Source organism: Amaricoccus sp. B4 (assembly GCF_043226085.1).
Lineage (GTDB): Bacteria > Pseudomonadota > Alphaproteobacteria > Rhodobacterales > Rhodobacteraceae > Amaricoccus.
Genome location: NZ_CP171225.1, coordinates 3,490,083 through 3,516,747, shown reverse-complemented (window position 1 = coordinate 3,516,747; position 26,665 = coordinate 3,490,083). Strand labels below are relative to the sequence as shown.

The window sequence follows — 26,665 nt, the reverse complement described above, 5'->3', positions numbered from 1 at the left end:
GTTCAGTAATTGTCGTCGCTTGACGGGCTATCCACGCCGTCGAGCGCCGCGAGCAGCGCATCGAGGAGACCCGATGCTCCGATGCGGAAATGCTTCGGACCGGCCCAGCCCTGCCCCATCATCCGATCGCAGAGGTCGAGATAGGTCCTGGCGTCCTCCAGCGTCCGGACACCGCCTGCCGCCTTGAAGCCGGCGGAGCCGCCCGCCGTGCGGATCGCCGTCAGCATCACTTCGGCAGCTTCCGGCGTTGCGTTGACCGCAACCTTGCCCGTCGATGTCTTGAGAAAATCCGCGCCCCCCCTCAATGCCCGCTCCGCCGCGTCGCGGATCAGATAGGGCGACTTGAGCTTCCCGGTTTCAAGTATGGCCTTGAGGGTCGTCTCGCCGCAGGCATCACTCACCTCGGCAACGAACTCCTCGACAATCGCGGCATTGCCCGCGAGCACTTCACGGTAAGGAATGACGAGGTCGATCTCGTCGGCGCCATCGGCGATCGCCTGTTCCGTCGCGGCAAGCACCTCCTGCAGGTCTTCGGTACCTTCAGGAAAGTTGACAACCGTCGCAACCTTCACACCGGTATGGGCGAGCGCACCTGCGGCCTCGGTCACGAAGCGGGGCCAGACACAGACAGCCGCCACCGATCCGTGCGGCGTCTGCCCCCGGGCACAGAGCTGCGCGACATCCTCCGCCGTGCAGCTTTCCTCGAGATTGGTGAGGTCGAGGCAGACAAGGGCGCGTAGCGCCGTTGTGACGGTTTCGCTCTGGCTGGTCATGTTTCCGCACGCTCCATGTGATCGGACCCGAAACTGCCGGGCAGAAGGGCGCCCAGCGTCGTTCGGGTGATGGCGCCGTCGAGGCTCGCGAGGATTACCGGCGTTTCAGGTCCGGCGAATTCTGCGATCTTCTGGCGGCAGCCGCCGCAGGGAGGCACAGGGCTCGGCCCATCCGCGACCACGACGATCTCGGCGATCTTGCGGGAACCATCACAGACCATGGCCGCAATCGCTCCAGCCTCCGCACATGTGCCTTCGGGATAGGCAACATTCTCGACGTTGCAGCCGGAATATATGCCACCGTCCGACGATCTGATTGCGGCCCCGACCTTGAAACCCGAATACGGAGCATGCGCATTTTCACGCGCGGTGCGGGCAACACCAATGAGGCTCATGTTCCCCCCGGAAGACTTATTGTCGGGCCGAACTATGGGCGCTCGCCGATCCGGTTGGCAAGGATAAAGCCGCGCAGGCGGCGAGGCTCCGGTCAGGCGCTTTTCTCGACGCTGTTCCAGCTCTCGAGCTTGCGATAGACCGTCGAGGGCGAAAGACCGAGGACCTTCGCTGCACGCGGGATGGATCCACCGCAGTGGCCGATCGTAGCCTCGATGAACTCCCGCTCCACCTCGGCAAGCGACAGACCGACGAGAGCCGCCACCCGGCTTTCGCTGGACGCCTCCTTGGGAGCTGCCGCCTGCCAAGGACCGCGGAGAGGTTCGACCCTGCGCGGCGCGGCTTCCTCCTCTTGCACCAATGCCAGCATTTCGGAAGGAAGCATATCGGCGGTCACGAACGGGCCATCGTGCAACACAACTACATTGCGGATGACATTGAGCAGCTGGCGCACGTTGCCGGGCCAGGGATGATTGCGCAGGAGCCGCTCGGTCTCCGCATCAAAGCTCGTGAATCCCTTGCCTTCCTCCGCCGCGAAGGTTGCAAGGCTTGCGCGGGCGACATCGAGAATATCCGTAGGCCGCCCGCGAAGCGGCGGCATGTGGATGGGAACGACGTGCAGCCGGTAGTAGAGATCCTCGCGGAACCGTCCCGCGCGCACCTCGGCGAGAGGGTCGCGATTTGTCGCGCAGACGATACGCACATCCACCGGACGGGGCCGCGCCGCTCCCACTGGCTGAATCGTCGATGTCTGCAGGAAGCGCAGGAGTTTCGTCTGGAGCGAGAGATCCATCTCGCAAATCTCGTCGAGAAACAGCGTCCCACCATCGGCAATCGCCGCGGCCCCGGGTTTGTCGCAGAGCGCGCCGGTGAACGACCCCTTCAAATGCCCGAAGACCTCGGACTCAAGCAGATCCCGCGGAATTGCGGCGCAGTTCAACGGGACAAAGGGCTTCGAATGCCGTGTAGAGTTGGCGTGGATCGCCCGCGCGCAAACATCTTTGCCCGTGCCGCTCTCTCCGGTGATGAAGACGGTTGCCGTCGAGCGACCGATCGAGCGGATCATCCGGTAGATGCTTGCCATCGCCTCCGAGCTGCCGATAAAGCCCTCGAATCCTCCGCCTTCGGCCTCGGCGACAGGTTCCGCGGTCGGATCGTCGAGCGGTGTAGACGCGAGCGCATTCTGCACTGCATTGACGAAGCGGGAATCGTCGAAAGGCTTCACGAGAAAGTCGAACGCGCCCGCACGCATTGCCTGAACCGCACGATAGATCGAGCCGTTCGCGGTGATCACGATCACCCGCACCTCCGGGGATGCGGCGCGAACCTGCTCGAGCAACTCGATGCCGTCCCCGTCCGGAAGCTGCAGATCCAGCAGCACAAGATGTGGCGCGGTCCTTTCGGCGAGCATCGTCCGGGCCTCGGCAAGAGAGTAGGCACATGTCACCTCAAGCCCGCTACGGATCAGCGCCTGACTGTAGACCATCGAGAGTGTCTCGGTGTCCTCGACCAGCAGTACGCGTCCCGCCATTTTTTATCCTCTCGCCTTTTGCAGTTCATCCGAAACGAACATGATCGCCCGGTCCAGTTCCGCGATACACCGCCGGACCAGGTCAGGAAGCCCGCTCGTATCGCTCTCATGCGCAGCGGCATTCACCGAGCGCGCCGAAGCAAGGAGCCGGTTTGCCCCGACGGCCCCACCAACCGAAATCAGGATATGCGAAGCCGCGCGGATCGGCTGAATATTGAGTGGAGTGAGCGCCGCCTGGAGATCGTCGCGCGCATTCGCGAGATCGGCGAGCACCTTCTCAAGCAGCTCTTCCATCATCTCGCCACCGATTGCGCCGACAAGCGCGTCGTAAACATCGCGGTCGATACTTGCGGGCTCCGGCACTTTCACCGCCATCACTTCTTCCTGCCCCTGCGCAGCGACGGCACTGGTCAAGTGGGCCGAAAGGCTGCGGCCGAGATCCTTGATCCCCGTGATCGGCTTCGAGATAAGTCCATTGGCCCCAGCCTCGGCAATCCGGTCCCGATGCTCACGCAAGGCATAGGCGGTGAGCGCGACGATCGGAGTGCGGGATCGCTCGTCCGGCAGAGCCCGGATCGCCCGAATGACATCAAGCCCCGACAGTCGTGGCATTTCGATATCGACGATCACCAGATCGTATTCGTCCTCGGCAAAGGCCTCGAGTGCCTCGACACCGTCTGAGCAGACCTTCACTCGCGCTTTCAGAGCTTCGAGCATCTGGCTTGCCACCATCTGATTGGTCGGATTGTCCTCGGCGAGAAGGACGCGACTGCCGGCAAGGGCCGGAAAATTCGCGGCGGGCTCAATCGAGGGCCGCGTCACTTCGGTTGCCACACTCCGAATACAAAGGCGTTCAGGCAACCAGATCGCCGCAATGGCGCCGCCTTCCGGTCGATTGCGAAGCGAGAAGCGCCCGCCCAGTTCAGAGGCAAGAGCCTTGACGATCTGCAGGCCCAGTCCATGCTTCTCGTCTCCCTGCAGTCGCGCCCCGAACCCCGGACGCGACACCGTACGCAATACGGCATCGGATACCCCTGGCCCACTGTCACGCACGAAGAAGTCGAGTCCGCCTTGAGCAGACCGTGACATCTGCACCTTCACTTCCCCCGCTTCCGCGTGTCGAAGCGCGTTGGAAATGAGATTTCCGATCATCCGTGAAAGGTCGATCATCGCGCAGTCGAGCGCTGCGGGGACATCATTCCCCACAACCACCTCGAGTGAAGCGCCACGCGCTCGCGCTTCGCCCTCCCAACGATTTACGAGAAAGTTGCGATACTCGTGCAGATCCACATAGTCGTGCAGCGGATCGAAGTCATCCACGGACTCGTCATGTCCGATCACCTGTTCGATCAGCGAAACCAGTACCCTTGACGCAGCTCGGGCCCGCTCCACCTGCATTGCGGCTTCCGCAGGCAGGGAGACCACATCGATCAGAGCCATTCCACCGACGACGCCATTGAGGGCTGTGCGTATGTCATGGGTCAGCATTGCCGTGTCGGCGTCGCAGGACAACAGGCTGTCTTGCCTGAAATTCTTGCGAGAAAAGCCTGTTTCTAGCGCTGTCATCTTTTCCTCAGCGGCTTAACCTGACCAGCCGCGACTCCGCCCCACAACACGTCACAGTTGAAATAAACCGAACAGTTTCATCGTATGATACACTAGGGTTTTGCGAATAGCAAAAGGCTTTGCAGTATGAGATTCAGGACGCCATTCTGTCGAGAATACGGCTGCGCAGACGTCCCATGTCGCTCGGACTCTCCACAACATCGTCGAAGGCGTTGGGGGTTGCTGGCAAACCAAGCGAAATGAAAAGCGCATCGGGATTGGCACCGCGCAGGCGCGCCATAAGGGTTTCCTCGCCGATGCAGCCGATATCCACGAGGACGATATCGGCCGGCCCTGTGTCTCCTTCATCGACGAAGACCACCCGCTCCGACTTCAGCCCCGCCTTGTAGATGGTTGCGAGCGCCACCGAGCGGGTTTCGAGCAGGACACGTACATTGCTGACAGCAACAACTTCGGCGGGAATTTTCACCTGGATCGCGCGACGGCCTGAGTCGCTGCCCTCGAGACGCAGCGTGCCGCTGCAAGCCGCTATCAGACCGCGGGCGATCAGCGGGCGCAGCGCATCGGCAGAAACCTGGTCTGGTGCAAGATCCCCGAGCCCCATGAGAAGGTCGAGCTTCCAGTCGACCGCCGGCATGTTGAGCGCGAGACAGATCTCGATGACAAGGTTCTCGCCATCATGCCGGAATATGAGCTCCACGCAATCGGGGCCGGTGGCCTCCAAGACGTATTCGCATAGGTGAACAATGATCTGCCGAATACGATCGAGATCGCCGCAGACCCGCTCGGGTGTGCCGGGAATCACCCGGATCTGCATCGCGGACGCGCCGTCTGAGGTAAGAGACATTCCGGCCGATGCAGCCAGAGTGGTCAGCGCGAAAGGCTCCGGCTTCAGGCGGAAACGGCCGTCCTGCATTTCCCCATAGTCAAGCAATCCGGCCAGCATCTGCAGCATCGACTGCCCGCAGCTCTTGGCCTGGTCGACGAGGCGCTGTTGGCCTGATGCAAGATTGCTTTGCCCGAGCAGGGCAAGAGGGCCGAGGATGCCGTTGAGCGGATTGCGAAGCTCATGGCTCATCATCGACAGGAAGCGCGATTTTGCCCGGCTCGACAGCTCGGCCGAATCCGCGAGGCGGCGGTTCATGTCAACGAGGTGGCGCTGCCGTCGGTTCTCACGCAGGATCATTGCGAGCGCAAATACACTCAACAACACGGCGGCAAGACTGATCGCACCTGTGGTCTGCGAGCTCGACTGGATTCTGTCCCGTAACGAGGCGCTGGCGGCAGTATCGGCCCGCACAACCCGAAGCGTGTAGAAGCGCAACTCCTGCTGCAGCGCCTGAAGCTTGGCAAGGATCGCCTGGATTGTCGCCGTATCATGCGGATCCAGACTACTCAGGACAGGATCCACTTCCTCCAGGTAGGAACTGATTGCCGCGAGAGAGCCGTGACCCTCATCATACTGGCGCATCAGCTCTCCAACGCGGCCCTTGCCCATCATGAAGACCCGGCTCCAGAGGATGTCAAAGCGGTCAAGGGCGGTATCTAGCGCCTCTTCAGTCTGGACGACACCGAGCGTCGCCATGCTGAGCTGGAAACGGAGAAGCTCCACCTCCATCTGCGTCGCAGACCAGAGGATATTGTCCTGGCTGATAACCCGGAGATTGTCGACATCGCGGCGGATTGAAAGGAAACCGAGCGCGACAAAACCGGCCATCGCCAGAAGAACTGTCAGGCCAACATATTTCGGAACGGGTCGCATCGCAGTCACTGTGCTTCGATACGAACCACCTGCCAGATCAGACGCGTGATATAGACCGGATCACCGCGAAGTTCGGCATGGTCGGAGATGGGATACATCAACCAGAGCGGTCCCTTGTCGCGGCGCCCGAGTTTCTTTCCGTCGACCTCCATGGCAAGAATGGCATTGTAGCGCCGGAAATCGCTTGCCGGAATGTCGACATAATAATCGTTGGCTGCGATGAACCGAAGGCTCTTGGCCCGTTCGAGTCCAAGGTGCTCGAGCACGTCGAGCACGAGAGGTCCGCGATAAGTGGCCTCGCCGTCGGTAAACTCGTTGCTCGTGACGATCGTGGACTGTGGCAGCGCCTCGAGTTCGGCCATGGAAAACTCGACGGTCTCCGTCCCGCTGGGGGTCGGCCTGCTCAGGACCAGAGCCGGGCGCGCGGCGCTCGCCTCCGACTGTGGAAGCAGCAGCACGAAGAACGCCGAGAGGATGAGAGGACTGATCCTTCTGGCGATCAAAGCAGGGGATGACACGAAACATGCTCCTAATCTTCGCCGCGACCCGAAAACGAGGCAGAGATGCCACTCTCTCCACTCCAGACACTCAGAGCAACATCTATGCCAAGTTGATATCGCGATTCCTTGATAATCGCAAAGGTAGTTCCGCTCAGCCCCCTCTTATTCTGCGAAAAAGCGCGGCGCCGCCGTCGCAAATTGCGACAGCAAAGCGCCACGCCCATCTCCCGTGGATCCTCAGACGTCAGCCGTGCTGAGCATAACCGATCGAGGAAAGCGTTTCTTCGATCTCTCCCAGGATCGCCGGATCATCAATGGTGGCAGGCATCTTGTAGTCTTGGCCATCCGCAATCCTGACCATGATGCCACGCAGGATCTTGCCGGATCTGGTTTTCGGAAGACGATCCACGACAACGGCGGTCTTGAATGCCGCCACCGGGCCAATCTTTTCGCGTACGAGCTTCACGCATTCCTTCCGGATCTCCTCCGGATCGCGATCGCATCCCTTGTTGAGGCAAAGAAAGCCCATCGGCAACTGCCCCTTGAGCGCGTCAGAAACGCCAATCACCGCGCATTCCGCAACGTCCGGATGGCTGGCAAGAACTTCCTCCATCGCCCCCGTTGAAAGCCGATGGCCTGCAACGTTAATGACATCGTCGGTTCGCGCCATGATCGCGAGATATCCGTCCGCGTCGATAACGCCCGCATCTCCGGTCTCGTAGTAGCCAGGGAAGGTTGTGAGATAGGAGCTGATATAGCGCTTTTCGGCATTCCAGAGCGTCGAAAGCGTTCCCGGCGGCATCGGAAGCTTGATGACAACGGCTCCGAGTTCGCCGGCCGGAATCGGATGGCCTTCATCATTCAGGATCTGCACATCGTAGCCCGGCATCGCCATCGTCGGCGAGCCAAGCTTGATCGGCAGGAGCTCGATCCCAGCCGGGTTCGCTGCGATGGCCCAACCGGTCTCTGTCTGCCACCAATGGTCGATGACAGGCACCTTCACATGGTCCTGTGCCCAGACGATCGTATCAGGATCGGCGCGTTCTCCCGCAAGGAAGAGGAACTTGAGCGAGGAAAGATCATATTTCTTCACAAATTCGCCGGCCGGGTCTTCACGCTTGATGGCTCTGAAGGCGGTGGGCGCGGTGAAGAAGCTCTTGACGCGGTATTCCTCGATCACACGCCAGAACGTACCCGCATCAGGCGTGCCTACAGGCTTGCCCTCAAAGACAATGGTCGTGGCGCCAGCCAAAAGGGGAGCGTAGCAGATGTAGGAATGCCCGACGACCCAGCCCACGTCGGAGGCACTCCAGAACACGTCGCCCGCCTCGATGTCGTAGATCGCCTTCATGGTCCACATGAGCGAGACCATGTAGCCGGCGGTCGGCCGCACGACGCCCTTGGGTTGTCCGGTCGTTCCAGAGGTATAGAGAATGTAGAGCGGATCCATGCCGCCCACGGGCACGCAGGGCGCAGGCTCCGCGGATGCGACGAATGCATCCCAGGCGTAGTCGCGCCCTTCGACCAAGGGAGCCTCGACCTGCGGCCTCTGCAGCACCACGCAGAACTCGGGCTTGTGACTGGAAAGCTCGATCGCCTGGTCCACCATCGGCTTGTAGGCGATGACACGGCCAGGCTCGATCCCGCAGGACGATGCAATTATCGCCTTCGGCTTTGCGTCCTCGATACGGACCGCGAGCTCGGGCGCGGCGAATCCCCCGAAGACTACAGAGTGGACTGCGCCGATGCGGGCGCAGGCAAGCATTGCGACAAGGGCCTCGGGCACCATCGGCATGTAGACGATAACACGGTCTCCCTTGCCGACGCCCTTTGCCGAGAGAGCACCGGCGAGGCGCGACGTCTGCTCGAGGAGCTCGGCATAGGTCAGCTTGCCTTTGGCGCCGGTGATCGGGCTATCGTAGATAATGGCAACCCGATCACCGTTCCCTGCTTCGACATGCCGGTCCACGGCATTGTGGCAAGCATTGCACACACCGTCGGCAAACCATCCGTAGAGGGGCGGGTTAGTGTCATCGAGCGCCTTCGTCGGCGGTGTCACCCAGTCGATGGTATCGGCCGCTTTCAGCCAGAACCCTTCAGGATCGGACTTCCAGCCCTCGTAGACGTCGCGATAGCTCATGTTTCTCCCCCTTCAATAAATTTTACCGGTAGTCAGCCGTATGATTGCACCGGCGCCCCTGCGAGCGCGGCGATATTGAGCAGACCCCTTGCAGTAATTGAGGGCGTGACGATGTGGGCCTTGTTGCCCATGCCCATCAGGATCGGCCCGACTTCCAGGCCGCCAGCGACGACCTTCATGATGTTCCGTACACCACTGGCTGCGTCGGTATTGGCAAAGATCAGCGTATTTGCCGGGCCCTGCATTCTCGAATTCGGGAAAATGCGCTCGCGCAGGGCTGGCTCCAGCGCGGCATCAGAATGCATTTCCCCCTCATAGACAAAATCGAGTTCCTGTTCGTCGAGAAGCTCCAGGGCTTCGCGCATGCGTAGACCTGATTCATTGTCGAGATTGCCGAACTGAGAGTGCGAGCAGAGAGCAATCGACGGTTCCAGACCGAAGCGTCGGACATGCCGAGCCGCCGCGATCACCGTATCGGCAATCTGCTGCGCCGTCGGCTCGGGATGAACATGCGTATCGGCGACGAAGATCGGCCCCTTTTCGGTGATCATCAGCGAGAGCGCTCCAATCGGCCGCAGCTTCGGGCTGGCAATCATCTGGCGCACATAGTTGAGGTGCCAGAGATAGAGACCGAAGGTTCCACAGATCATGCTGTCGGCTTCTTCGCGGTGAACCATGACCGCCGCGATCGCCGTCGTGTTCGTGCGCATGATCGCCTTGGCGAGGTCGGGTGTGACACCCCTGCGCTGAAGATGCTCGTGATAGGTTCCCCAGTATTCGCGGAAGCGCGGATCGTTTTCCGGGTTCACCACATCGAAGTCCCGCTCGACCTGAATCGGGATGGCTTCACGTTCGCAGCGCATCGCGATCACATCGGGCCGGCCGATCAGTATCGGGCGATCCACGCCGTTCTCGCGCATGCCCTGCACAGCGCGCAGCACGCGCTCGTCCTCGCCTTCGGCAAAGACGATACGCCGCACGCCAGCAGTCGCAGCCTCGAAGACCGGACGCATGATGAGCGCCGACCGGTAGACCGAATGGTTGAGCTTGTCCTTGTAGGCTTCGATGTCGTCGACCGGCCGCTGGGCAACGCCGCTTTCCATTGCCGCCTTCGCGACAGCCCCGGCCACGATCGCGAGCAACCGAACATCGAATGGCTTCGGGATCAGGTAATCGCGCCCGAAAACGAGCCGCTCGCCCTGATAAGCCTCGGCGGCCTCGGCAGAGGACGACACGCGCGCAAGCTCGGCGATCCCCTCGACACATGCGATCTGCATCGCATCATTGATCTCCGTCGCGCCGACATCGAGCGCACCGCGGAAGATGAACGGAAAACAGAGGACGTTATTGACCTGATTGGGATAATCCGAGCGCCCGGTCGCCATGATGACACGAGGATTGGCCGCCCGCGCGATCTGCGGATCAATCTCCGGATTGGGGTTGGCCAGCGCGAATACGATCGGCTCATCCACCATCTTGCGGACCATATCGCCGGTCAGCACATTCGGCCCGGAAAGCCCAAGAAACAGATCCGCGCCCTCAATGACCTCATCGAGCGTGCGAAGTGCCGTTTTTTGCGCGTAGGCTGCCTTTTCAGGATTCATGTCCTCGGCGCGGCCTTCATAGACGACGCCATGCACATCGCAGAGCCAGACGTTCTCCCGCTTCACGCCGAGCTTCAGCAGCATGTTGAGGCAGGCGATACCGGCCGCGCCGCCGCCGGTGGAAACGACCTTGATATCCTCGAACTGCTTGCCCGCGATGCGAAGCGCGTTGGTCGCGGCGGCGCCGACAACGATCGCCGTGCCATGCTGGTCGTCATGGAAGACAGGGATGTTCATCCGCTCGCGGCAGAGCCGTTCGACGATGAAGCAATCCGGCGCCTTGATGTCCTCCAGGTTTATCGCCCCAAAGGTCGGGCCAAGCGAGCAGACGATCTCGGCAAGCTTGACCGGATCCTTCTCATCGACCTCAAGGTCGAAGCAGTCGATATTCGCGAATTTCTTGAAGAGGACCGCCTTGCCTTCCATCACCGGCTTCGCGGCCATGGCCCCGATATTGCCGAGACCAAGAACCGCCGTGCCATTGGTGACGACCGCAACGAGGTTCGCTCGTGCCGTGTAGCGCGCCGCGGTCGAGGGATCAGCCTTGATTTCGAGGCAGGCTTCAGCGACTCCGGGGCTATACGCCCGCGACAGGTCATGCTGGTTGGCGAGGGGCTTGGTCGCCCTTATCTCCAGCTTTCCCGGCTTCGGCAATTCGTGGTAGAGTAGCGCCGCTTGGCGCGCGCTTTCCTTGCTTCCGTCGCTCATCGACGCAGTCCCCCAGTGTCATCCCCAAACCGCTCCGGCGTCAGGACCGGGCGGTGATCTCGGTCTTCCCCCCGCCGCCCGTCCGGGGGCGGGAGAATGTGCTTTCCTGATCCGGATCAGGCGCGAGCCTGACGGATCAAACCGAGGATGTCACGGGCGGCGTCCGGAATGTTGGTCCCGGGCCCGAAGATGGCACTTACACCGGCATTGCGCAGGAAGTCATAATCCTGCTGCGGGATCACTCCGCCGCAGATCACGAGGATATCCCCTGCACCCTGCGCCTTCAGCGCTTCGATGAGCTTCGGTGCAAGCGTCTTGTGGCCTGCAGCCTGGCTCGAAATACCGACAACATGAACGTCGTTGTCGATGGCATCCTGAGCGGCTTCCTCTGGCGTCTGGAACAGCGGACCCACGTCGACATCGAAGCCGATGTCGGCGAATGCGGTCGCGATAACCTTCGCGCCGCGGTCGTGACCGTCCTGACCCATCTTTACCACCAGCATGCGGGGCCGCCGGCCCTGCTCCTCGGCGAACTTTTCCACATCCTTCTGGATCGCGGCAAAGCCCTCATCGCCCTCGTAAGCCGCGCCGTAGACGCCCGCAAGCGTCTTCACCTCGGCACGGTGCCGTCCAAACACCTTCTCCATGGCCATCGAGATCTCCCCGACCGTGGCGCGCGCACGCGCCGCTTCCACTGCAGCTTCCAGGAGATTGCCCCCCTCTGCGGCGCGACGCGACAGTTCTGCGAGCGCCGCCTCGCAAGCGGCTGCATCACGCGCGCCGCGTGTCCGTCCGATCCGATCGATCTGAGCCTGACGAACCTTGGCATTATCGATATCGAGAATGTCGATCGGATCTTCCTTGGCCAGGCGGTACTTGTTCACGCCGACGATCACGTCCTCGCCGCGGTCGATCAGCGCTTGACGGCGTGCGGCGGTTTCCTCGATGCGAAGCTTCGGCATTCCGGAGGCGACCGCCTTCGTCATGCCGCCCATTTCCTCCACTTCCTCGATGAGCTTCCAGGCCTCTTCCGCAAGTTGTGCCGTCAAGCTCTCGACATAATAGGAGCCTGCAAGCGGATCGACGACGTTGGTGACGCCTGTCTCTTCCTGAAGGATCAGCTGGGTATTGCGGGCAATGCGCGCCGAGAACTCGGTCGGCAGGGCAATCGCCTCGTCGAGCGCGTTGGTGTGCAGCGACTGGGTTCCGCCGAGCACCGCCGACATTGCCTCATAGGCAGTACGGATGACGTTGTTATAGGGATCCTGCTCCTGCAGGCTTACGCCCGACGTCTGACAATGGGTGCGAAGCATCTTCGAGCGCGGATCCTTCGCGTTGAACTCGGTCATGATCCGGTGCCAGAGCAGGCGCGCGGCCCGCAGCTTTGCGGCTTCCATGAAGAAGTTCATGCCGATCGCGAAGAAGAAACTCAAACGGCCGGCAAACTTGTCCACGTCCATGCCCGCCGAAAGCGCAGCGCGGACATACTCGCGGCCGTCGGCGAGAGTGTAGGCGAGCTCCTGAACGAGGTTCGCACCCGCCTCCTGCATGTGATAGCCGGAGATCGAGATCGAGTTGAACTTCGGCATCTCGTTGGAGGTGTATTCAATAATGTCCGCAATGATCCGCATCGAGGGCTCCGGCGGATAGATATAGGTGTTGCGGACCATGAACTCCTTGAGAATGTCGTTCTGGATCGTGCCCGAGAGCAGTTTCCGATCGTGCCCCTGTTCCTCGCCGGTGACGATGAAGTTCGCGAGGATCGGGATCACTGCGCCGTTCATCGTCATCGAGACGGACACCTTGTCGAGCGGAATGCCGTCGAAGAGGATCTTCATGTCCTCAACCGAGTCGATGGCGACACCAGCCTTGCCTACGTCACCCACGACGCGCTCATGGTCGCTGTCATATCCCCGGTGTGTCGCAAGGTCGAATGCGACCGAGACGCCCTGCTGTCCCGCGGCAAGCGCCTTCCTGTAGAAGGCATTTGACTCTTCAGCGGTCGAGAAGCCCGCATACTGCCGGATCGTCCATGGCCTGCCGGCATACATCGTGGCCTTCACGCCGCGGGTAAATGGCTCGAACCCCGGGAGCGTACCCAGATGGTCCAAACCCTCGGTGTCCGCATCGGAGTAGAGCGGCTTAACATCGATCCCCTCGAGCGTATGCCACGTAAGGCTCTCCAGGGGCCGGGCCTTCAACTCCTTTTGCGCGAGCGCTTCCCACTGGCTGATGTCGGCCCTGCTCATCGCGTCACTCCTTGCATCGATACCGGGAGGGCAACAATCAGTCCCGCTCCGGCGAATTCCTGAAATTCTCTCTCGCATCCCGCAACAAAGCGACTAAATCTGGAAGAGAGGGAGAATGATATGCATCTGATCGGTCTGATCGTTTTATTGGCCAGTTGCCTGGCAACGGCCCATGCCGGCATGGCGCGGGCGCAGGCCGAAGATGCCGCCGTGGCACAGACGGCAGCCATGGCCGCCGATGCCCGCTCAGACGCCGTTGCGCAGCCATCGCTCGAGGATCTTCTCTGGATTGCACGGCCAGTCGTTGTCTTTGCGGACACCCCCAACGATCCGCGCTTCCACCAGCAGCTGGATATGCTTGCGGAGCGCAAGGACGAGTTCGTCGAGCGCGACGTCGAGGTTCTTGTGGATACGGATCCCGCGGCGCTGGGTCCGCTCCGCACGGCACTGCGACCGCGCGGGTTCGGGCTGGTGCTCATCGACAAGGATGGCACTGTTGTCCAGCGCCGCCCAGCCCCCACTACTGCCCGCGAACTCATCAACCTGATCGACCGGCTCCCCTCTCGGCACCAGGAAACGGGTTCGCACCGACAGTAGCGCGGGCCGAAGGCGGCACCGGACGTCCACATCCTATTCGAACTCCATGATGATCTCGTCGACGGCCAGGCTGTCGCCAGCCTTGGCGATGATCTTGGTCACCACTGCCTTGCGTTCGGCGCGCAGCACGTTTTCCATCTTCATCGCCTCGACGGTGCAAAGCGACTGCCCGTCGAAGACCTCGTCGCCCTCCTTGACGTTGATCGAAACGACGAGGCCCGGCATCGGACAGAGCAGCATCTTCGAGGTGTCGGGCGGCAGCTTCTCGTGCATCAGTGCCGCAAGCTCGGCATGACGCGGAGAGTAGACGCGCACCTTCAGGTCAGCACCGCGATGACGCATGCGCATATACCCCGGCATGCTCTGGACCTTGGCAATCAATGCTTCACCGTCGATCTCGCCGCGCGCGAGAATCTGACCCGGCAACCAGTCGCTGGCGACCTGGAAGCTCGTGCCATCTTCAAAGAGCACATCACTCTCGCCGGGGTTCTGGTCGACCGAGACTTTGAACTCGGTATTGTCGAGACGCACAACCCAGTCCCGACCAAGCGCGCGGCGATGGTTTGCCATTGCGCCGGAGATCTGTGTGGCACGTTCCTCCGTCATGACATGGAGCCGGACGGCAAGTGCAGCGAGCCGCTTCATCGTATCAAGGGGCAGCGCCGCGCCGCCGAAGCCTTCGGGATATTCCTCGGCAATGAAGGCGGTCGTAATCTCTCCGGAGATGAAGCGCGGATGATCCATGACCGCAGACAGGAACGGCAGGTTATGCCCGATGCCTTCGACTTCGAAGCCATCGAGCGCATTGCGCATCGCCTCGATGGCGGAGGCACGATCGGGGGCCCAGGTACAGAGCTTGGCGATCATCGGGTCGTAATACATCGAGATCTCGCCACCTTCGAAGACGCCGGTATCGTTACGCACCGCAATCGCATCCGCCGCAACTTCCTCAGGCGGCCGATAGCGCGTAAGGCGACCGATCGAAGGCAGAAAGTTCCGATAGGGATCCTCGGCATAAAGCCGGCTTTCGATCGCCCAGCCATTGATGCCCACCTCGCTCTGGGTGATCGACAAGGGCTCACCGGCGGCAACGCGGATCATCTGCTCCACGAGATCGACACCGGTTATGAGTTCGGTGACCGGGTGTTCCACCTGCAGGCGGGTATTCATCTCGAGAAAGTAGAAGTTACGCTCGCCATCGACGATGAATTCCACGGTCCCGGCCGAGCAATAGTCGACGGCCTTCGCCAGCGCGACAGCCTGTTCGCCCATCGCCTTGCGGGTCTCGGCGTCAAGGAACGGCGACGGAGCCTCCTCGATCACCTTCTGGTTACGGCGCTGGATCGAGCACTCGCGCTCGTTGAGATAGATGCAGTTGCCGTGCGTGTCGCCGAGGACCTGGATCTCGATATGCCGCGGCTGCGTCACGAACTTCTCGATGAAGATCCGGTCGTCGCCGAAGGAGCTGGCCGCCTCGGATTTTGAGCGCTCGAAGCCTTCGCGGGCCTCCTCGTCATTCCAGGCGATGCGCATCCCCTTGCCGCCGCCACCGGCCGAGGCCTTGATCATCACCGGATAGCCGATCTCGGAGGCGATCTTCACCGCATGCTCCGCATCGTCGATCAGCCCCATATAGCCGGGCACGGTGCTCACGCCCGCCTCGGCCGCGAGCTTCTTCGAGGTGATCTTGTCCCCCATCGCCTCGATAGCACCAACCGGCGGGCCGATGAAGGCGACGCCGAGCTTCGACAGTGCCTCGGCGAATTCCGCCCGCTCCGACAGAAAGCCATACCCCGGATGCACCGCCTCGGCGCCGGTCTGCTTGATCGCGTCGAGAATCTTGTCGATCACGATGTAGGACTGGTTGGCGGGCGGGGGGCCGATATGAACAGCCTCATCCGCCATCTTGACGTGCAGCGCCTCGGCATCCGCGTCGGAATAGACCGCAACCGTCTTGATGCCCATCTTGCGAGCCGACTTGATGACGCGGCAGGCGATCTCACCGCGGTTCGCGATCAGGATTTTCTTGAACATGTAACCTCGCTCGAAAAGTCTGGCCCGATGCGCCCGGCTCCAGCGGACGCCGCGGCAGATGTCAGGGCAACTGGCCGCCGGCAGCGGACGGGATCTCGCCGGTCGCCAGCGGATCCATACGGGTAAAGTCGTCGGCGAACTCCTCACGCTCTGCCGGCGACATCTTTGCCGCGCCGGACTCGCTGCAGGCAGCGACGAGAAGCACTCCGGCAAACGCCAGCGACAGAACAGTCAATTGTTGCATCCATCCTCTCCCGTCCGGTTCGCGCCCGGACCTGTTGTGGCCCCTTCACCGGAGCCTTTCGTCATCTCAGTCGATCGCGCCGGGAAAGCTCCGCTGCACCTGCTCCAGATCGAGCCGCAGCAGGGCATCGTAGCTCTCGGGATCGAAATCTTCCTCGGCCGGGATCACTTCCCGGCCAAGGACCCAGCTCAACCGCCCGGCATCCAGGTTGCCCCGGACGAAAGGTTCCGTACCGAAATGCTCGTAGATCGCCGCAAGAAACGCGGCATCTGCGGCGAGATCTGCCCGACGGCGGTCCGCATAACGTTCGCGTGCCCTTAGTGGCGTGGCGCCGCCGGCCGCTGGCCTGCGAATGGTGAATTGCTGATCCGTTCCCGGCAGACGGCTCGGGAAGCCGCGATGCTTCAGCATGCGATCCTCCTGTCCACCGTCCCCCCGGACAGGAGCTTCAGTCCTCGCCGAGATTCATCACGGCAACGCCCATCGAAACGGCTCCGAAGGTCAGTGCAGTCTGAAAGAAAAGCACTGCTGTTGCGAGACCAGTCGCATCCTTCTCGAGCAGCGTGCCCAGCCCCGCCAGATCGAAATGGATGAGAACGAGCAGGAACACGCAGCCAATCACGATGCCATTCGCGATATGGATCAGCATGAAACGAATGAGTTTCGGCAAGGACATCCAGACACGCCGTATCATGCGCGGTCCCTCCTTCTGACGAACCTACGAATTCTAGGCCATTCCGGTCCATTCGTCCAATGCCCATGATCTACGCGCCAAATCCATCCGCAGGGTCCGCCCCTAAAGCGGAATGTTGTCGTGCTTCTTGTACGGGTTCGCGAGCACCTTGGTCCGGAGGCTTGCGAAGGCTCGCGCCACACGCCGACGGGTCGAATGCGGCATGATGACTTCGTCGATGAAGCCCCGTTCCGCAGCGACAAACGGGTTTGCGAAGCGATCTTCGTAGTCCTTGGTCCGCGCCGCGATCTTCTCCGGATCGCCAAGTTCGGAGCGGTAGAGGATCTCGACAGCGCCCTTTGCGCCCATCACCGCGATTTCCGCCGACGGCCAGGCGTAGTTCACGTCGCCGCGGAGGTGTTTCGACGCCATCACGTCATAGGCACCGCCATAGGCCTTGCGAACGATCACCGTCACTTTCGGCACAGTTGCCTCGCCATAGGCAAAGAGCAGCTTCGCGCCGTGTTTGATGATGCCGCCATATTCCTGGCTGGTACCCGGCAGAAAGCCCGGCACATCGACAAGCGTCAGGATCGGGATTTGGAACGCGTCACAGAAACGCACGAAGCGCGCCGCCTTGCGGGCACTGTCGATGTCGAGACATCCTGCAAGCACCATCGGCTGGTTTGCCACGATGCCGATCGTGGAGCCTTCAAGGCGTATGAAGCCGGTCAGGATATTCTTCGCAAAATCCTGCTGGATCTCGAAGAAGTCCCCCTCATCCGCAATCTTCTGGATGAGTTCCTTCATGTCGTACGGGGTGTTGGCGTTCGGCGGCACGAGCGTATCGAGGCTGTCCTCGACGCGGTTGACCGGATCGAAGAACGGACGCACCGGCGGCTTCTCACGGCTCGAGAGCGGTAGAAAGTCGACCAGTCGTCGAACCTCGCTGAGCGCTACAACGTCATTCTCGTAAGCGCCATCCGCAACGGACGACTTGGAGGTGTGGGTCTTTGCTCCGCCGAGTTCCTCGGCCGTCACCACTTCGTTCGTGACCGTCTTCACCACATCCGGGCCGGTGACGAACATGTAGGAGGAATCCCGCACCATGAAGATGAAATCGGTCATTGCCGGGCTGTAGACCGCACCGCCGGCGCAGGGCCCCATGATCACGGAAATCTGCGGCACGCAGCCCGATGCCATGATGTTGCGCTGGAACACGTCGGCATAGCCCGCGAGCGAAGCAACGCCCTCCTGGATCCGCGCCCCACCCGAGTCATTGAGACCGATGACCGGCGCGCCGTTCTGCACCGCCATATCCATGACCTTGCAGATCTTCTCGGCATGAGTCTCGGACAGCGATCCGCCAAAGACCGTGAAGTCCTGACTGAAGACGTAGACCTGTCGCCCATTGATGGTGCCCCATCCGGTCACGACGCCGTCTCCGGGAATGGACTGGCTCGCCATGCCGAAATCGACACAGCGATGCGCCTTGAACATGTCGAACTCTTCGAAGGAGCCTTCATCGAGCAGGATGTCGATCCGCTCGCGGGCCGTCAGCTTGCCCTTGGCATGCTGGCTGTCGATGCGCTTCTGTCCGCCGCCGAGACGCGCCTCGTTCCTGCGGCTTTCGAGCTGATCTAGAATTTCTTTCACCAGTCGCTCCCTTCTTCAGTGCGTTTCGTGTGCCAGATACGCAAGATAGTTACAAGCAGACTTCGGTGGATTTGCAAAGTGTGTCGCAGGAGTGGACTGCGAATTGCATATTTGCGAAGCGGGAGGCGCTTTGTTGTGATTTTGGCCGAAGGCTGGACACCCTCGGCCCCACATCGCTCAGCCTTCATATACAGATGCAAAGCCGCGGCCAAACAGCCGCGGCATCATGACAACTTAGCGCGAAGGGTCGCTATTTGCAGGTCATATCATTTTCGTCAGGGCAGTGCTTTTTCTTGCCCTTCTTTTTTTCTTCATGGTTCTTTGCCTTCTTTTCAGCGCCCTGATGTCCCGCGGCCTGCTTTTTGGCCTCGGATTTTGCGGCTTGTCCGGCCTTGTCTTGTGACCTTGCGTCGCGAGCCCCCTGTTTGTCTTGCGCCTCCCGTGCCTGCGCCTCGGCGCGCTCCTTTCTACGCTCGATCCTGGCCGCCTTTTCCTGACGCCTTTGCTCTTCGGCTGCCCGGGCCTGATCCTTCTTGCGCTGCGCTCGCGCCTGCTCTGCCTGGCGCTGCTCTCGTTGTTCCTGCAAGGCGGCATCCTTCTTCTGCTGCTGCCGCTCTTCGCGTGCACGCTCCTGCTGGCGCTGCTCCCGCTCGGCTTCCTTCAGCCGTTCCTCCTTGCGCCGTTCGTTCTCTTCCGCGCGGATACGATCATTCTGGCGCTGCACCCGTTCTTCCCGCTGGTTTTGCCGCGCCTTTTCCTCAAGCCTCTGTTCGCGCCGCTCGTCCTTCAGGCGCTCTTCGCGCCGCCGTTCACGCTGCAACTTGTCGAGCCGGTCTGCCTCAAGCCGCGCCTCCCGCTCCCGGCGCCGCAATTCCTCCAGCTGTGCGGCCCTGCGATTGTTGTCACGTTCTAACCAACGGACTGCATCGCGCTGCGCCTCTATGCGGCGCTGATCGCGCGCCACCTCGCGACGCCACCGCCCGTCGTTTCTGTCCCAATACCGGTCACGTTCAGCGCGCCAGCCGTAGTTGCTGTGGGGGCGCGCATAGACCTGACGATCTCGCCAGTCGATCGCCTTCTGACGATCCCAGTAGTTTCCCCAATCGCCCTCATCATCGTCGTTATGATCATTGTCATCACCCAGGAACTTGCTGACAAGGAAAGCACTTCCGAAGGCCAGAGCCCCTGCAATGATCGGATTGGCGAGAGGATTCTGGGCGCCCCCCGTCACCGGTGCCGCAGCCTGGGGCGTCGTGTAGACCTGCGACGTGTCGTAGCGCGGGATATAGACCATATCGGGATCCGTGGGCCGGATGTAGATCTGGTCATCCTGGCGATCGACCTGCTGAGCCTGATTGCTCACGAGATTACCCGCCGTATAGGCTGCCTGCCGCTTCCTTTGCACAGCGGCAAGCACATCCCCATCCTGCGACAGCATCGCATCGCCAAGATCCTGGGTCCAGTTGAGGTCGCGCGCCATCATCCGGATCACCTCCGGGAACCCGGTCAGCAGGATCATGACGCTGGGATCCCAGTCCTGCTCCGCGATCAGCACGCTCAGCTCATCGTCGGTCAGCCCCTCGCTTTCATCAAGAAGGCGATCGGCCTGCACGATATCGAGAGGGTGGGTTGCCGCGACGAGGATCTGCGCAAGAAGCGTGTCCGGATAAAGGGCGACCGGAGCAACCAGATCATCGAGTTCCGCAGCACCAAGGAGTGCCCCCTCCGCCGCTCCGAGATTATCAGATCGCGCTGCCGTTGCGTCGAACCCGGGTGCATGCTCGATCAGATCGCGCAGTCCCTCGGAACCCTGCTGCATCGAGCGCGGCAATGGACGTGGCGGAACGTAATCCTGCGCTGTCACCGGCGGCACGATCGCCATTGAACCTATACCAAGCATGGCGGCAATGGCCGCAGTATTCGCAAATCGACGCATGACGACCCCCTAAGACGACCACCAAAGCTGAGCAAACAAGAGCCATGCCGCACAGCCTTCAGCGCAAGGTGCAAACCCCGGGACACCGCTCCGGTTCCACTCGCTGCCGCGGAATCAGCGAAACCCCGCCGCAAGCTGGACAGACGATATTATGCACGCGCCGCCCCAGGCGCGTCGAAAGCAGTATTAACCGGTTAAGATCCCCGAACGGAGAAAACACGACAGAACGGCGGCCATACCAGACACAGCGGGCTGGGAATACTTTGCAAATTCGGTTACAGAAATATTCTGCGAATTGCGAAGATTGTGAATGATGGCTCAGAAGGCACCCAATCAAGCCAGGAAGCTCTACGCAGGCGTGAAGCTCCGTGAGGTACGCACACGGCTGGGCCTTACACAGGCAGACTATGCCTCGAAACTCGGCATCTCGCTCTCCTATCTCAACCAGATGGAGAACAACCATCGCCCACTCTCCGCGCGTGTTCTCATCGCACTGGCAGAGCAGTTTGGCGTCGCCGTTACCGAAATCGCGAAAGGCTCGTCCGAGCGCATGGTCGCCGATCTGCGCGAGGCCCTTGCCGATCCGGTCTTCGACACAGCACCGCCCCTCGGCGATGTGCAACTTGTGGCCTCCAACGCACCGAATTTCGCGCACGCCTTTCTCGCACTGCATCGCGCGCATCGACAAACGCAAGAGCGCCTCGCCCAGCTCAATGAGGCGCTCGGCCGCGAGGACAGTGCCCTTGCGCCTCTGCCTTGGGAGGAAGTGCGCGACTTCTTCCATTACTGCGACAACTATATCGACGCGATCGACCGGGCGGCCGAGCGTTTCGCAGGGCTTGTTCCTGCCGGCGACCGGCGCAGGGCGCTCGCCCAGTGGCTTGAATCCAAGCATGGAATCCGCGTCGTTACCGCCTCGGATGCCCCCCTGCGACGCTACACTCCCGACAGCGGAACGCTCACACTCGGCGCCACCGCAGCCCCGGCGACCCAAGCCTTCCAGATCCTTCACCAGATCGCCCTGATCGAACACGATCATCTTCTCGAAGCCACCCTGGATCTCGCGCGCTTCGGCACACCAGAAGCGCGGGCGATCTGCAAGACGGGGCTCGCCAATTACTTCGCAGGCGCGGCGATGCTGCCTTACGATCACATCCTCGACCGCGCCCGCTTTCTGCGACACGATCTCGAAGCGCTCTCGCGGGAATTTGATGCCTCGATCGAGCAGGTCGCCCAGCGCCTCTCCACTCTGCAGCGCATCGGTGCGAAGGGCGTTCCATTCTTCTTCTTCCGGGTCGATCAGGGCGGGACTATCACAAAGCGCCACTCCGCGACACGGCTGCAGTTTGCCCGCTTCGGCGGGTCATGTCCGCTGTGGAACGTCCATAGCGCCTTCGAGACGCCCGGCCGTTTCCTGCGACAGCTTGCCGAGACACCTGATGGTGTGCGTTATCTCTGCCTCGCACGGGACATCGTGAAGCCCGGCGGAAGCTTTCACGCCCCCATACGTCGATACGCCATAGGTCTGGGCTGCGAAGTCACCCACGCCGACGCGGTTGTCTACTCGGACGGTCTCGATCTGAAGGACGACGCCGCCTACGAGCCGATTGGCGTTTCCTGCCGGATCTGCGAGCGGCGGGACTGCGTGCAACGCTCGGTGCCGCCGATGGAACGCCCCCTGAATGTCGATCCAAACCGGCGGGATCTGTTGCCGTATTCGATCGGATAGCAGAAACTGCCCGATAGAAATCGGCCTTCTCCGTGCTACGGCAACTCGGTCACATGTCGCTCGCGCGCGAGCAGCACCTGACGCTGGCGTTCGCGAAACCGCTCACGGTCAGTCGCGTCGTATTCATCGACACATGCCGGGCAGCAGACACCTTCCTCGAAGGCGTGATGCGCCCTGTCCGCGTCGGAAACCGCCCGGCCGCAGGCATGACAGATGCCATAGTCTCCCGGCTTCAGTCCGTGGCCGACAGAAACACGGCCGTCGAAAACAAAGCACTCGCCCCTCCAGAGACTTTCGGCTTCCGGAACCACCTCCAGATACTTCAGGATACCGCCCTTGAGATGGTAAACCTCGGGCACCCCCTCGCCGAGAAGAAAACTCGTAGCCTTCTCGCACCGGATCCCACCCGTACAGAACATTGCCACCGGCCGCCCCTCGAAGCGGGCGCGATTTTGCCGCCACCAGTCAGGAAATTCGCGAAAATTTCGGGTACCGGGATCAACGGCCCCTGCGAACGTCCCGATTGCGACCTCGTATTCATTCCGCGTGTCGATGATGGCGATATCATTCGATGACAGCAGAGCATTCCAGTCCTCGGGCGCGACATACCGGCCGACGCGCGCATTGGGGTCGGCATCCGGCACTCCGAACGTCACAATCTCGGGCTTCACGCGCACCTTCATCCGCTTGAACGGCTGCGCAGCGGCGTGGCTTTCCTTCACCTCAAGCTCAGCCAGCCCCGGCAGAGCACGCAGATATGCGAGGACAGCATCGATCCCGTCGCGTGTTCCGGCGATCGTGCCATTGATGCCTTCGCCGGCGAGAAGAAGCGTTCCCCTGACACCCATATCGTCGCATTGCGCCTGCAGCGATGCGCACAGCGCTTCCGGGCGCTCGAAACGGGTGAATTGGTAGAGGGCGGCAACGACAAGTCCGGTCATGCAGCCCGATTAACAGCGGCCACCGAGGCTGCCAAGAGCCGAGCCGGTGCTTGCGGCACCATGTCATCGCTTGCAAGGATACCTGAAACCCCGATCTGAGGAATCCGACGTGACTCGACCGATTTCGGACCTGCCGGCTCGCCCGGGGCTCCTGCACCGTCTGCACCTCCTGGCAGGCACCATGGCGATCAATGTCTCCAATGCTCTGAGGCCTCGCCTCACACTGGGGGTTCGAATTGCCGCGTTTGATCCCGAGGGGCGGGTCTTTCTCGTGCGCCATTCCTATGTTCCAGGCTTCTACCTCCCCGGCGGTGGCGTCGAACTCGGGGAAACCTGCCGCGAGGCCGTGATACGCGAGGCATCCGAGGAGGGCGGCCTCGTCTTCGACACACCGCCAAACCTGCACCACATCTACCGCTGCGACACGCTTGGACGCCGAGACCACATCGTCCTCTTCGTCGCATACGGTACTCTCACGCCAAACGGCTTTCCGAAAACAGGTGGCGAGATTCTTGATGCCGGCTTCTATGCACCCGACGCGCTGCCGGACGACGCCACACGCGCAACACGAGCGCGCGTGGCGGAGCTGATGTCCGGCGAGGCCCCTTCCGACATCTGGTAGGCGGCGTCAGCCGACAGTGAGGACGATCTTACCGATATGCGCCGAACTCTCCATCCGCGCATGCGCCTCGGCCGCTCTTTCGAGCGGGAAGGTCTGATCCATCACCGGAGCGATCTTGCCTGCATCAAGCAAGGGCCACACCTCACGCCGCAGGTCGGCGGCAATCGCGGCCTTCGCAGCCACCGACTGCGGACGCAGTGTCGAACCGGTGAGCGTGAGGCGCTTGACCATCACCTGCGCGAAATTGACCTCTGCCTTCGGGCCGGACAGGAAGGCGATCATCACCAGTCGGCCGTCCATGGCGAGCGCCCGGATATTGCGAGGGATGTAGCCGCCACCGACCATGTCGAGGATGAGATTCACCCCTTTCTTGCCGGTGGCTTCCTTCACCGCTTCGACAAAATCCGTCTCGCGATAGTTGATCGCGAGTTCCGCCCCGAGTTCGCGACAAGCCGCGCATTTCTCCTCTGAACCGGCAGTCGCAAAAACGTGCGCGCCACGGGCGGCCGCGAGCTGAATGGCGGTTGTTCCGATGCCGGATGAACCGCCGTGGACGAGAAAACTCTCCCCGGCCTTGAGGGCCCCCCGCTGGAAGACATTGCTCCAGACGGTGAAGAAGGTCTCGCAGAGCGCCGCGGCCTCAATCATTCCAAGACCGCTCGGCACCGGCAAGGCATGCGCAGCGGGCGTCGTCACGTAGTCCGCATATCCCCCGCCGGGCAGGAGCGCACAAACCTTGTCACCGATCTGCCAGCCTTCGGCGCCCGCGCCGAGCGCCACCACCTCGCCCGACGCTTCGAGCCCCGGAAGATCCGACGCGTCAAGAGGCGGGGCGTAATTCCCGGCGCGCTGGAGCGCATCCGGACGGTTCACGCCGGCCGCGTGGACACGCAGGAGGATCTCTCCCGGCCCGGGTTGCGGCACCGGTCGGGTGACAAGCCGCAGGACCTCCGGTCCACCTGGTTCGGAAATCTCGACAGCACGCATTTCGGAAGGAAGGGTCACGCAGCTCTCCGGGTCTGATGAGCGAATTCCCAGTAAAGCGCCCGCGCGCGGGCAGCCATTCTGGTCGAACGGAGTTCGTTCGTCTCGTAGCGGGTCACGGGAATGATCTTGCTCGCGTTCGCAGTAGCAAAGATCTCGTCGGCCATGGCAAAATCCTCTGGCCGGAGCGTCACCTCCTCAACCCGTATGCCATCCTCGCGCAACAGCGCGATGACCCGCTGCCGGGTGATGCCGTTGAGAAAAGTGCCATTTGGCACCGGCGTGCGCACGACGCCATCCTGGACCAGGAAGACATTGGTGGAGCCGGTTTCTGCCACATTTCCCTCGGAATCGAGCGAGAGTGCGTTATTGAATCCGCGGCTCCGCGCCTCGCGGATGATCCGTCCGTTATTGGCATACTGGCAAGCGGCCTTCGCATCGTTCAGCCCCGATTCGCGCGTTGGCCGGCGGAACGGGGAAAGTGTGAGCGCATGAGGCTGCGCCGCGCCGAACGGCAGATCCTCGATACAGATTGCAAAGGCCGTCGACGCAGGATCGGGATCGATCATCGCAGGAGACCCCTCGCAAGACCACATCATGGGCCTCAGATAAAGCTCCCGCCCCGCACCGAGCCGCGACACCCCCTCTCGAACGAGATCTTCGATCTCGCCGGCCGAGATGGCAGGCGCGAGCCCCAGGATCTCCGCCGAACGAACGAGACGGGCACAATGCAGGTCAAGATCCGGGATTGTTCCCTCGAACGCCCGGGCCCCATCGAAGACAAGCGTTCCGAGCCAGGTCGCGTGATCGGCGGCCCCGAGAATGGGCAGGTTGCCATCGTGCCACCCGCCCTTGAACCAGGTGACACATTCCGTCCCGACAGCCATCCCTCTTCCCCTTCGCGCAAGTTCTCGCGCCGGGGCTCAGCACTCCCTGCGAAGCGACCCCGGCAAATCAGGGGGCGCAGTATCGGCAGGCGGTTTGACGCGGTCAAGGATACGCATGGGCCCGCGCATGAGCGCCGAGGCCAACGGGTTCTTGCGAAGCCGCGCCTTCACTTCCTCGAATTGCATCACGTTGTCGATGCGCCGGCCGACGAACTCGCGCGTCGCGGAGAAGTCACTGGTCTCATCCCCGAGCCAGTAAAGAACCGAAGCCGAATAGACCGCCGAGAGCGTTGCCCGCTTCGTATACCAGTTGAAATCCTGGCTCGAATCACCGAGCGCGTTCCAGATCGTGTCGGCCGTGTGCCAGAGCGCGCGGGCGGCGTCCGGGGCGTGGTGTGGCAAGGCAAAGAGGGCCGCGGCGCGCCGAACCTCCTCACGCTCACGCGCGACAAGCTCAAGCCGTCGCATGATCGCATAGGCAACCTTGTCCCGAAACCGCATGCCGGCAAGCTCCGCCTCCGCAAGCTCGGCCGCAAGCTCCGCGTCACGGGCATGGTGGAAGGCCAGGGCAAGATCTATCCCGCCGCGCGGAAAGGCGACCCGAGCTACGGCGGGGTTCGAACCTGAATCCTCCACCGCCTGTGCGAGCGTCGCATCGCTCCAGCCATCAAAGACGACATGCGGAAGCGCTGCCGCGAGCACGGCCTGGCGCGTTGCGGTAACTTCAATGTCCTCTGAGGCCCTGGCATGCATGATTGATGTCCTTGTTCCGTGCGTTAGGAGAATCCGGGGGAGTGGACAGCACCCGGCTCTTGCGCTATATAGCGCGCTCTTACGAGATATCGAAACTTCGGCAACAGAAAGGTGGTGAAAATCCGTGCAGGTAACCGTTCGTGACAACAATGTCGATCAGGCGCTGCGGGCTCTCAAGAAGAAGCTCCAGCGGGAAGGCGTTTTCCGTGAAATGAAGCTTCGGCAGCATTTCGAGAAGCCCTCCGTCAAGAAGGCCCGTGAAAAGGCTGAGGCCATCCGGCGTGCTCGCAAGCTCGCGCGCAAGAAAGCGCAGCGTGAAGGGCTTCTCTGAGCCGACGGCCTGATTTCTGACCGACAGGTCACGCAAAACGTGTCGTAGCGCG

The 26,665-nt window shown here is 61.7% G+C and carries 23 protein-coding genes; 4 read left to right on the top strand and 19 right to left on the bottom strand.

Annotation, left to right across the window (positions count from 1 at the left end; all coding sequences use genetic code 11):
* Positions 1 to 2: 2 nt before the first annotated feature.
* The 9 genes from deoC to scpA form a co-directional block, all read right to left on the bottom strand.
* The gene (gene deoC, locus ACF66B_RS16885; RefSeq protein WP_111429820.1) at positions 3 to 773 is read right to left on the bottom strand and encodes a deoxyribose-phosphate aldolase; all 771 of its coding nucleotides are present in this window, start codon (positions 771 to 773) and stop codon (positions 3 to 5) included.
* Complete coding sequence (locus ACF66B_RS16880; protein ID WP_392664896.1) at positions 770 to 1,288, bottom strand: cytidine deaminase; 519 nt, start codon at positions 1,286 to 1,288, stop codon at positions 770 to 772. The genes deoC and ACF66B_RS16880 overlap by 4 nt, the downstream gene beginning before the upstream one ends.
* The gene (locus ACF66B_RS16875; RefSeq protein WP_111429822.1) at positions 1,261 to 2,697 is read right to left on the bottom strand and encodes a sigma-54 dependent transcriptional regulator; all 1,437 of its coding nucleotides are present in this window, start codon (positions 2,695 to 2,697) and stop codon (positions 1,261 to 1,263) included. The genes ACF66B_RS16880 and ACF66B_RS16875 overlap by 28 nt, the downstream gene beginning before the upstream one ends.
* A 3-nt stretch (positions 2,698 to 2,700) precedes the next feature.
* Positions 2,701 to 4,263: a hybrid sensor histidine kinase/response regulator gene (locus ACF66B_RS16870; protein WP_111429823.1), complete on the bottom strand. Its 1,563-nt coding sequence runs from the start codon at positions 4,261 to 4,263 to the stop codon at positions 2,701 to 2,703.
* A 133-nt stretch (positions 4,264 to 4,396) separates the two neighbouring features.
* Positions 4,397 to 6,025: a HAMP domain-containing sensor histidine kinase gene (locus ACF66B_RS16865; RefSeq protein ID WP_111429824.1), complete on the bottom strand. Its 1,629-nt coding sequence runs from the start codon at positions 6,023 to 6,025 to the stop codon at positions 4,397 to 4,399.
* A gap of 5 nt (positions 6,026 to 6,030) precedes the next feature.
* On the bottom strand, positions 6,031 to 6,543 hold the full coding sequence (locus ACF66B_RS16860) for a molybdopterin-dependent oxidoreductase (RefSeq protein WP_162683266.1): 513 nt from the start codon (positions 6,541 to 6,543) through the stop codon (positions 6,031 to 6,033).
* A 226-nt stretch (positions 6,544 to 6,769) separates the two neighbouring features.
* Positions 6,770 to 8,665 (bottom strand): propionyl-CoA synthetase, encoded by a 1,896-nt coding sequence (locus tag ACF66B_RS16855; protein ID WP_111429826.1) that lies wholly within the window; start codon positions 8,663 to 8,665, stop codon positions 6,770 to 6,772.
* Positions 8,666 to 8,697: 32 nt separating this feature from the next.
* On the bottom strand, positions 8,698 to 10,977 hold the full coding sequence (locus ACF66B_RS16850; protein WP_111429827.1) for an NADP-dependent malic enzyme: 2,280 nt from the start codon (positions 10,975 to 10,977) through the stop codon (positions 8,698 to 8,700).
* Positions 10,978 to 11,093: 116 nt separating this feature from the next.
* Positions 11,094 to 13,226, bottom strand: coding sequence for a methylmalonyl-CoA mutase (scpA, locus tag ACF66B_RS16845; RefSeq protein WP_111429828.1), 2,133 nt, complete (start codon positions 13,224 to 13,226; stop codon positions 11,094 to 11,096).
* A gap of 120 nt (positions 13,227 to 13,346) precedes the next feature.
* Between scpA and ACF66B_RS16840 the strand changes: the two genes are divergently transcribed.
* On the top strand, positions 13,347 to 13,823 hold the full coding sequence (locus ACF66B_RS16840; protein WP_392663352.1) for a DUF4174 domain-containing protein: 477 nt from the start codon (positions 13,347 to 13,349) through the stop codon (positions 13,821 to 13,823).
* A 33-nt stretch (positions 13,824 to 13,856) separates the two neighbouring features.
* Here ACF66B_RS16840 and ACF66B_RS16835 read toward each other — a convergent pair whose 3' ends face one another.
* From ACF66B_RS16835 to ACF66B_RS16810, 6 genes are all read right to left on the bottom strand, one after another.
* Positions 13,857 to 15,857 carry an acetyl/propionyl/methylcrotonyl-CoA carboxylase subunit alpha gene (locus tag ACF66B_RS16835; protein ID WP_111429829.1) on the bottom strand — a complete coding sequence of 667 codons (2,001 nt, stop codon included), beginning with the start codon at positions 15,855 to 15,857 and terminating at the stop codon, positions 13,857 to 13,859.
* 61 nt (positions 15,858 to 15,918) lie between these two features.
* Entirely contained in the window at positions 15,919 to 16,101 is a 183-nt protein-coding gene (locus ACF66B_RS16830; protein WP_111429830.1) for a hypothetical protein, read from the bottom strand.
* 66 nt (positions 16,102 to 16,167) lie between these two features.
* Positions 16,168 to 16,512, bottom strand: coding sequence for a hypothetical protein (locus tag ACF66B_RS16825; RefSeq protein ID WP_111429831.1), 345 nt, complete (start codon positions 16,510 to 16,512; stop codon positions 16,168 to 16,170).
* A 37-nt stretch (positions 16,513 to 16,549) separates the two neighbouring features.
* The gene (locus tag ACF66B_RS16820; protein WP_111429832.1) at positions 16,550 to 16,795 is read right to left on the bottom strand and encodes a hypothetical protein; all 246 of its coding nucleotides are present in this window, start codon (positions 16,793 to 16,795) and stop codon (positions 16,550 to 16,552) included.
* 102 nt (positions 16,796 to 16,897) lie between these two features.
* Entirely contained in the window at positions 16,898 to 18,430 is a 1,533-nt protein-coding gene (locus ACF66B_RS16815; RefSeq protein WP_111429833.1) for an acyl-CoA carboxylase subunit beta, read from the bottom strand.
* Between the two features lie 250 nt (positions 18,431 to 18,680).
* A complete protein-coding gene (locus ACF66B_RS16810) occupies positions 18,681 to 20,366 on the bottom strand; it encodes a DUF3300 domain-containing protein (protein WP_111429834.1) in 1,686 nt (561 codons plus the stop codon).
* A gap of 310 nt (positions 20,367 to 20,676) precedes the next feature.
* On the opposite strand from ACF66B_RS16810, the gene ACF66B_RS16805 reads away from it, so the two are divergent.
* Complete coding sequence (locus ACF66B_RS16805) at positions 20,677 to 22,095, top strand: short-chain fatty acyl-CoA regulator family protein (protein ID WP_392663346.1); 1,419 nt, start codon at positions 20,677 to 20,679, stop codon at positions 22,093 to 22,095.
* A gap of 35 nt (positions 22,096 to 22,130) precedes the next feature.
* Here ACF66B_RS16805 and ACF66B_RS16800 read toward each other — a convergent pair whose 3' ends face one another.
* Positions 22,131 to 23,036: a rhodanese-related sulfurtransferase gene (locus ACF66B_RS16800; RefSeq protein WP_111429835.1), complete on the bottom strand. Its 906-nt coding sequence runs from the start codon at positions 23,034 to 23,036 to the stop codon at positions 22,131 to 22,133.
* A 109-nt stretch (positions 23,037 to 23,145) separates the two neighbouring features.
* On the opposite strand from ACF66B_RS16800, the gene ACF66B_RS16795 reads away from it, so the two are divergent.
* The gene (locus ACF66B_RS16795) at positions 23,146 to 23,658 is read left to right on the top strand and encodes an NUDIX domain-containing protein (protein WP_392663344.1); all 513 of its coding nucleotides are present in this window, start codon (positions 23,146 to 23,148) and stop codon (positions 23,656 to 23,658) included.
* Positions 23,659 to 23,664: 6 nt separating this feature from the next.
* Here the strand turns inward: ACF66B_RS16795 and ACF66B_RS16790 are convergent, their stop codons facing one another.
* The 3 genes from ACF66B_RS16790 to ACF66B_RS16780 are packed head-to-tail and all read right to left on the bottom strand — an operon-like array spanning position 23,665 to position 26,282.
* A complete protein-coding gene (locus tag ACF66B_RS16790) occupies positions 23,665 to 24,645 on the bottom strand; it encodes an NAD(P)H-quinone oxidoreductase (protein WP_111429837.1) in 981 nt (326 codons plus the stop codon).
* 14 nt (positions 24,646 to 24,659) lie between these two features.
* Positions 24,660 to 25,529, bottom strand: coding sequence for a branched-chain amino acid aminotransferase (locus ACF66B_RS16785; protein ID WP_111429838.1), 870 nt, complete (start codon positions 25,527 to 25,529; stop codon positions 24,660 to 24,662).
* A gap of 36 nt (positions 25,530 to 25,565) precedes the next feature.
* Positions 25,566 to 26,282: a COQ9 family protein gene (locus ACF66B_RS16780; protein WP_111429839.1), complete on the bottom strand. Its 717-nt coding sequence runs from the start codon at positions 26,280 to 26,282 to the stop codon at positions 25,566 to 25,568.
* Between the two features lie 124 nt (positions 26,283 to 26,406).
* Here ACF66B_RS16780 and rpsU point away from each other — a divergent pair, with 124 nt between their 5' ends.
* Positions 26,407 to 26,613 carry a 30S ribosomal protein S21 gene (gene rpsU, locus ACF66B_RS16775; protein WP_111429840.1) on the top strand — a complete coding sequence of 69 codons (207 nt, stop codon included), beginning with the start codon at positions 26,407 to 26,409 and terminating at the stop codon, positions 26,611 to 26,613.
* Positions 26,614 to 26,665 lie beyond the last annotated feature (52 nt).

What these genes read in the sequence shown, in the direction of transcription:
- ACF66B_RS16870 (WP_111429823.1), bottom strand. Translation starts at nt 4,263, where the DNA reads ATGACAGCGCTAGAAACAGGCTTTTCTCGCAAGAATTTCAGGCAAGAC.
- ACF66B_RS16780 (WP_111429839.1), bottom strand. Translation starts at nt 26,282, where the DNA reads ATGCATGCCAGGGCCTCAGAGGACATTGAAGTTACCGCAACGCGCCAG.
- ACF66B_RS16855 (WP_111429826.1), bottom strand. Translation starts at nt 8,665, where the DNA reads ATGAGCTATCGCGACGTCTACGAGGGCTGGAAGTCCGATCCTGAAGGG.
- ACF66B_RS16850 (WP_111429827.1), bottom strand. Translation starts at nt 10,977, where the DNA reads ATGAGCGACGGAAGCAAGGAAAGCGCGCGCCAAGCGGCGCTACTCTAC.
- ACF66B_RS16825 (WP_111429831.1), bottom strand. Translation starts at nt 16,512, where the DNA reads ATGCTGAAGCATCGCGGCTTCCCGAGCCGTCTGCCGGGAACGGATCAG.
- deoC (WP_111429820.1), bottom strand. Translation starts at nt 773, where the DNA reads ATGACCAGCCAGAGCGAAACCGTCACAACGGCGCTACGCGCCCTTGTC.
- ACF66B_RS16865 (WP_111429824.1), bottom strand. Translation starts at nt 6,025, where the DNA reads ATGCGACCCGTTCCGAAATATGTTGGCCTGACAGTTCTTCTGGCGATG.
- ACF66B_RS16790 (WP_111429837.1), bottom strand. Translation starts at nt 24,645, where the DNA reads ATGCGTGCTGTCGAGATTTCCGAACCAGGTGGACCGGAGGTCCTGCGG.
- scpA (WP_111429828.1), bottom strand. Translation starts at nt 13,226, where the DNA reads ATGAGCAGGGCCGACATCAGCCAGTGGGAAGCGCTCGCGCAAAAGGAG.
- ACF66B_RS16835 (WP_111429829.1), bottom strand. Translation starts at nt 15,857, where the DNA reads ATGTTCAAGAAAATCCTGATCGCGAACCGCGGTGAGATCGCCTGCCGC.
- ACF66B_RS16785 (WP_111429838.1), bottom strand. Translation starts at nt 25,529, where the DNA reads ATGGCTGTCGGGACGGAATGTGTCACCTGGTTCAAGGGCGGGTGGCAC.
- ACF66B_RS16840 (WP_392663352.1), top strand. Translation starts at nt 13,347, where the DNA reads ATGCATCTGATCGGTCTGATCGTTTTATTGGCCAGTTGCCTGGCAACG.
- ACF66B_RS16810 (WP_111429834.1), bottom strand. Translation starts at nt 20,366, where the DNA reads ATGCGTCGATTTGCGAATACTGCGGCCATTGCCGCCATGCTTGGTATA.
- ACF66B_RS16830 (WP_111429830.1), bottom strand. Translation starts at nt 16,101, where the DNA reads ATGCAACAATTGACTGTTCTGTCGCTGGCGTTTGCCGGAGTGCTTCTC.
- ACF66B_RS16820 (WP_111429832.1), bottom strand. Translation starts at nt 16,795, where the DNA reads ATGATACGGCGTGTCTGGATGTCCTTGCCGAAACTCATTCGTTTCATG.
- ACF66B_RS16800 (WP_111429835.1), bottom strand. Translation starts at nt 23,036, where the DNA reads ATGACCGGACTTGTCGTTGCCGCCCTCTACCAATTCACCCGTTTCGAG.
- ACF66B_RS16805 (WP_392663346.1), top strand. Translation starts at nt 20,677, where the DNA reads ATGATGGCTCAGAAGGCACCCAATCAAGCCAGGAAGCTCTACGCAGGC.
- ACF66B_RS16875 (WP_111429822.1), bottom strand. Translation starts at nt 2,697, where the DNA reads ATGGCGGGACGCGTACTGCTGGTCGAGGACACCGAGACACTCTCGATG.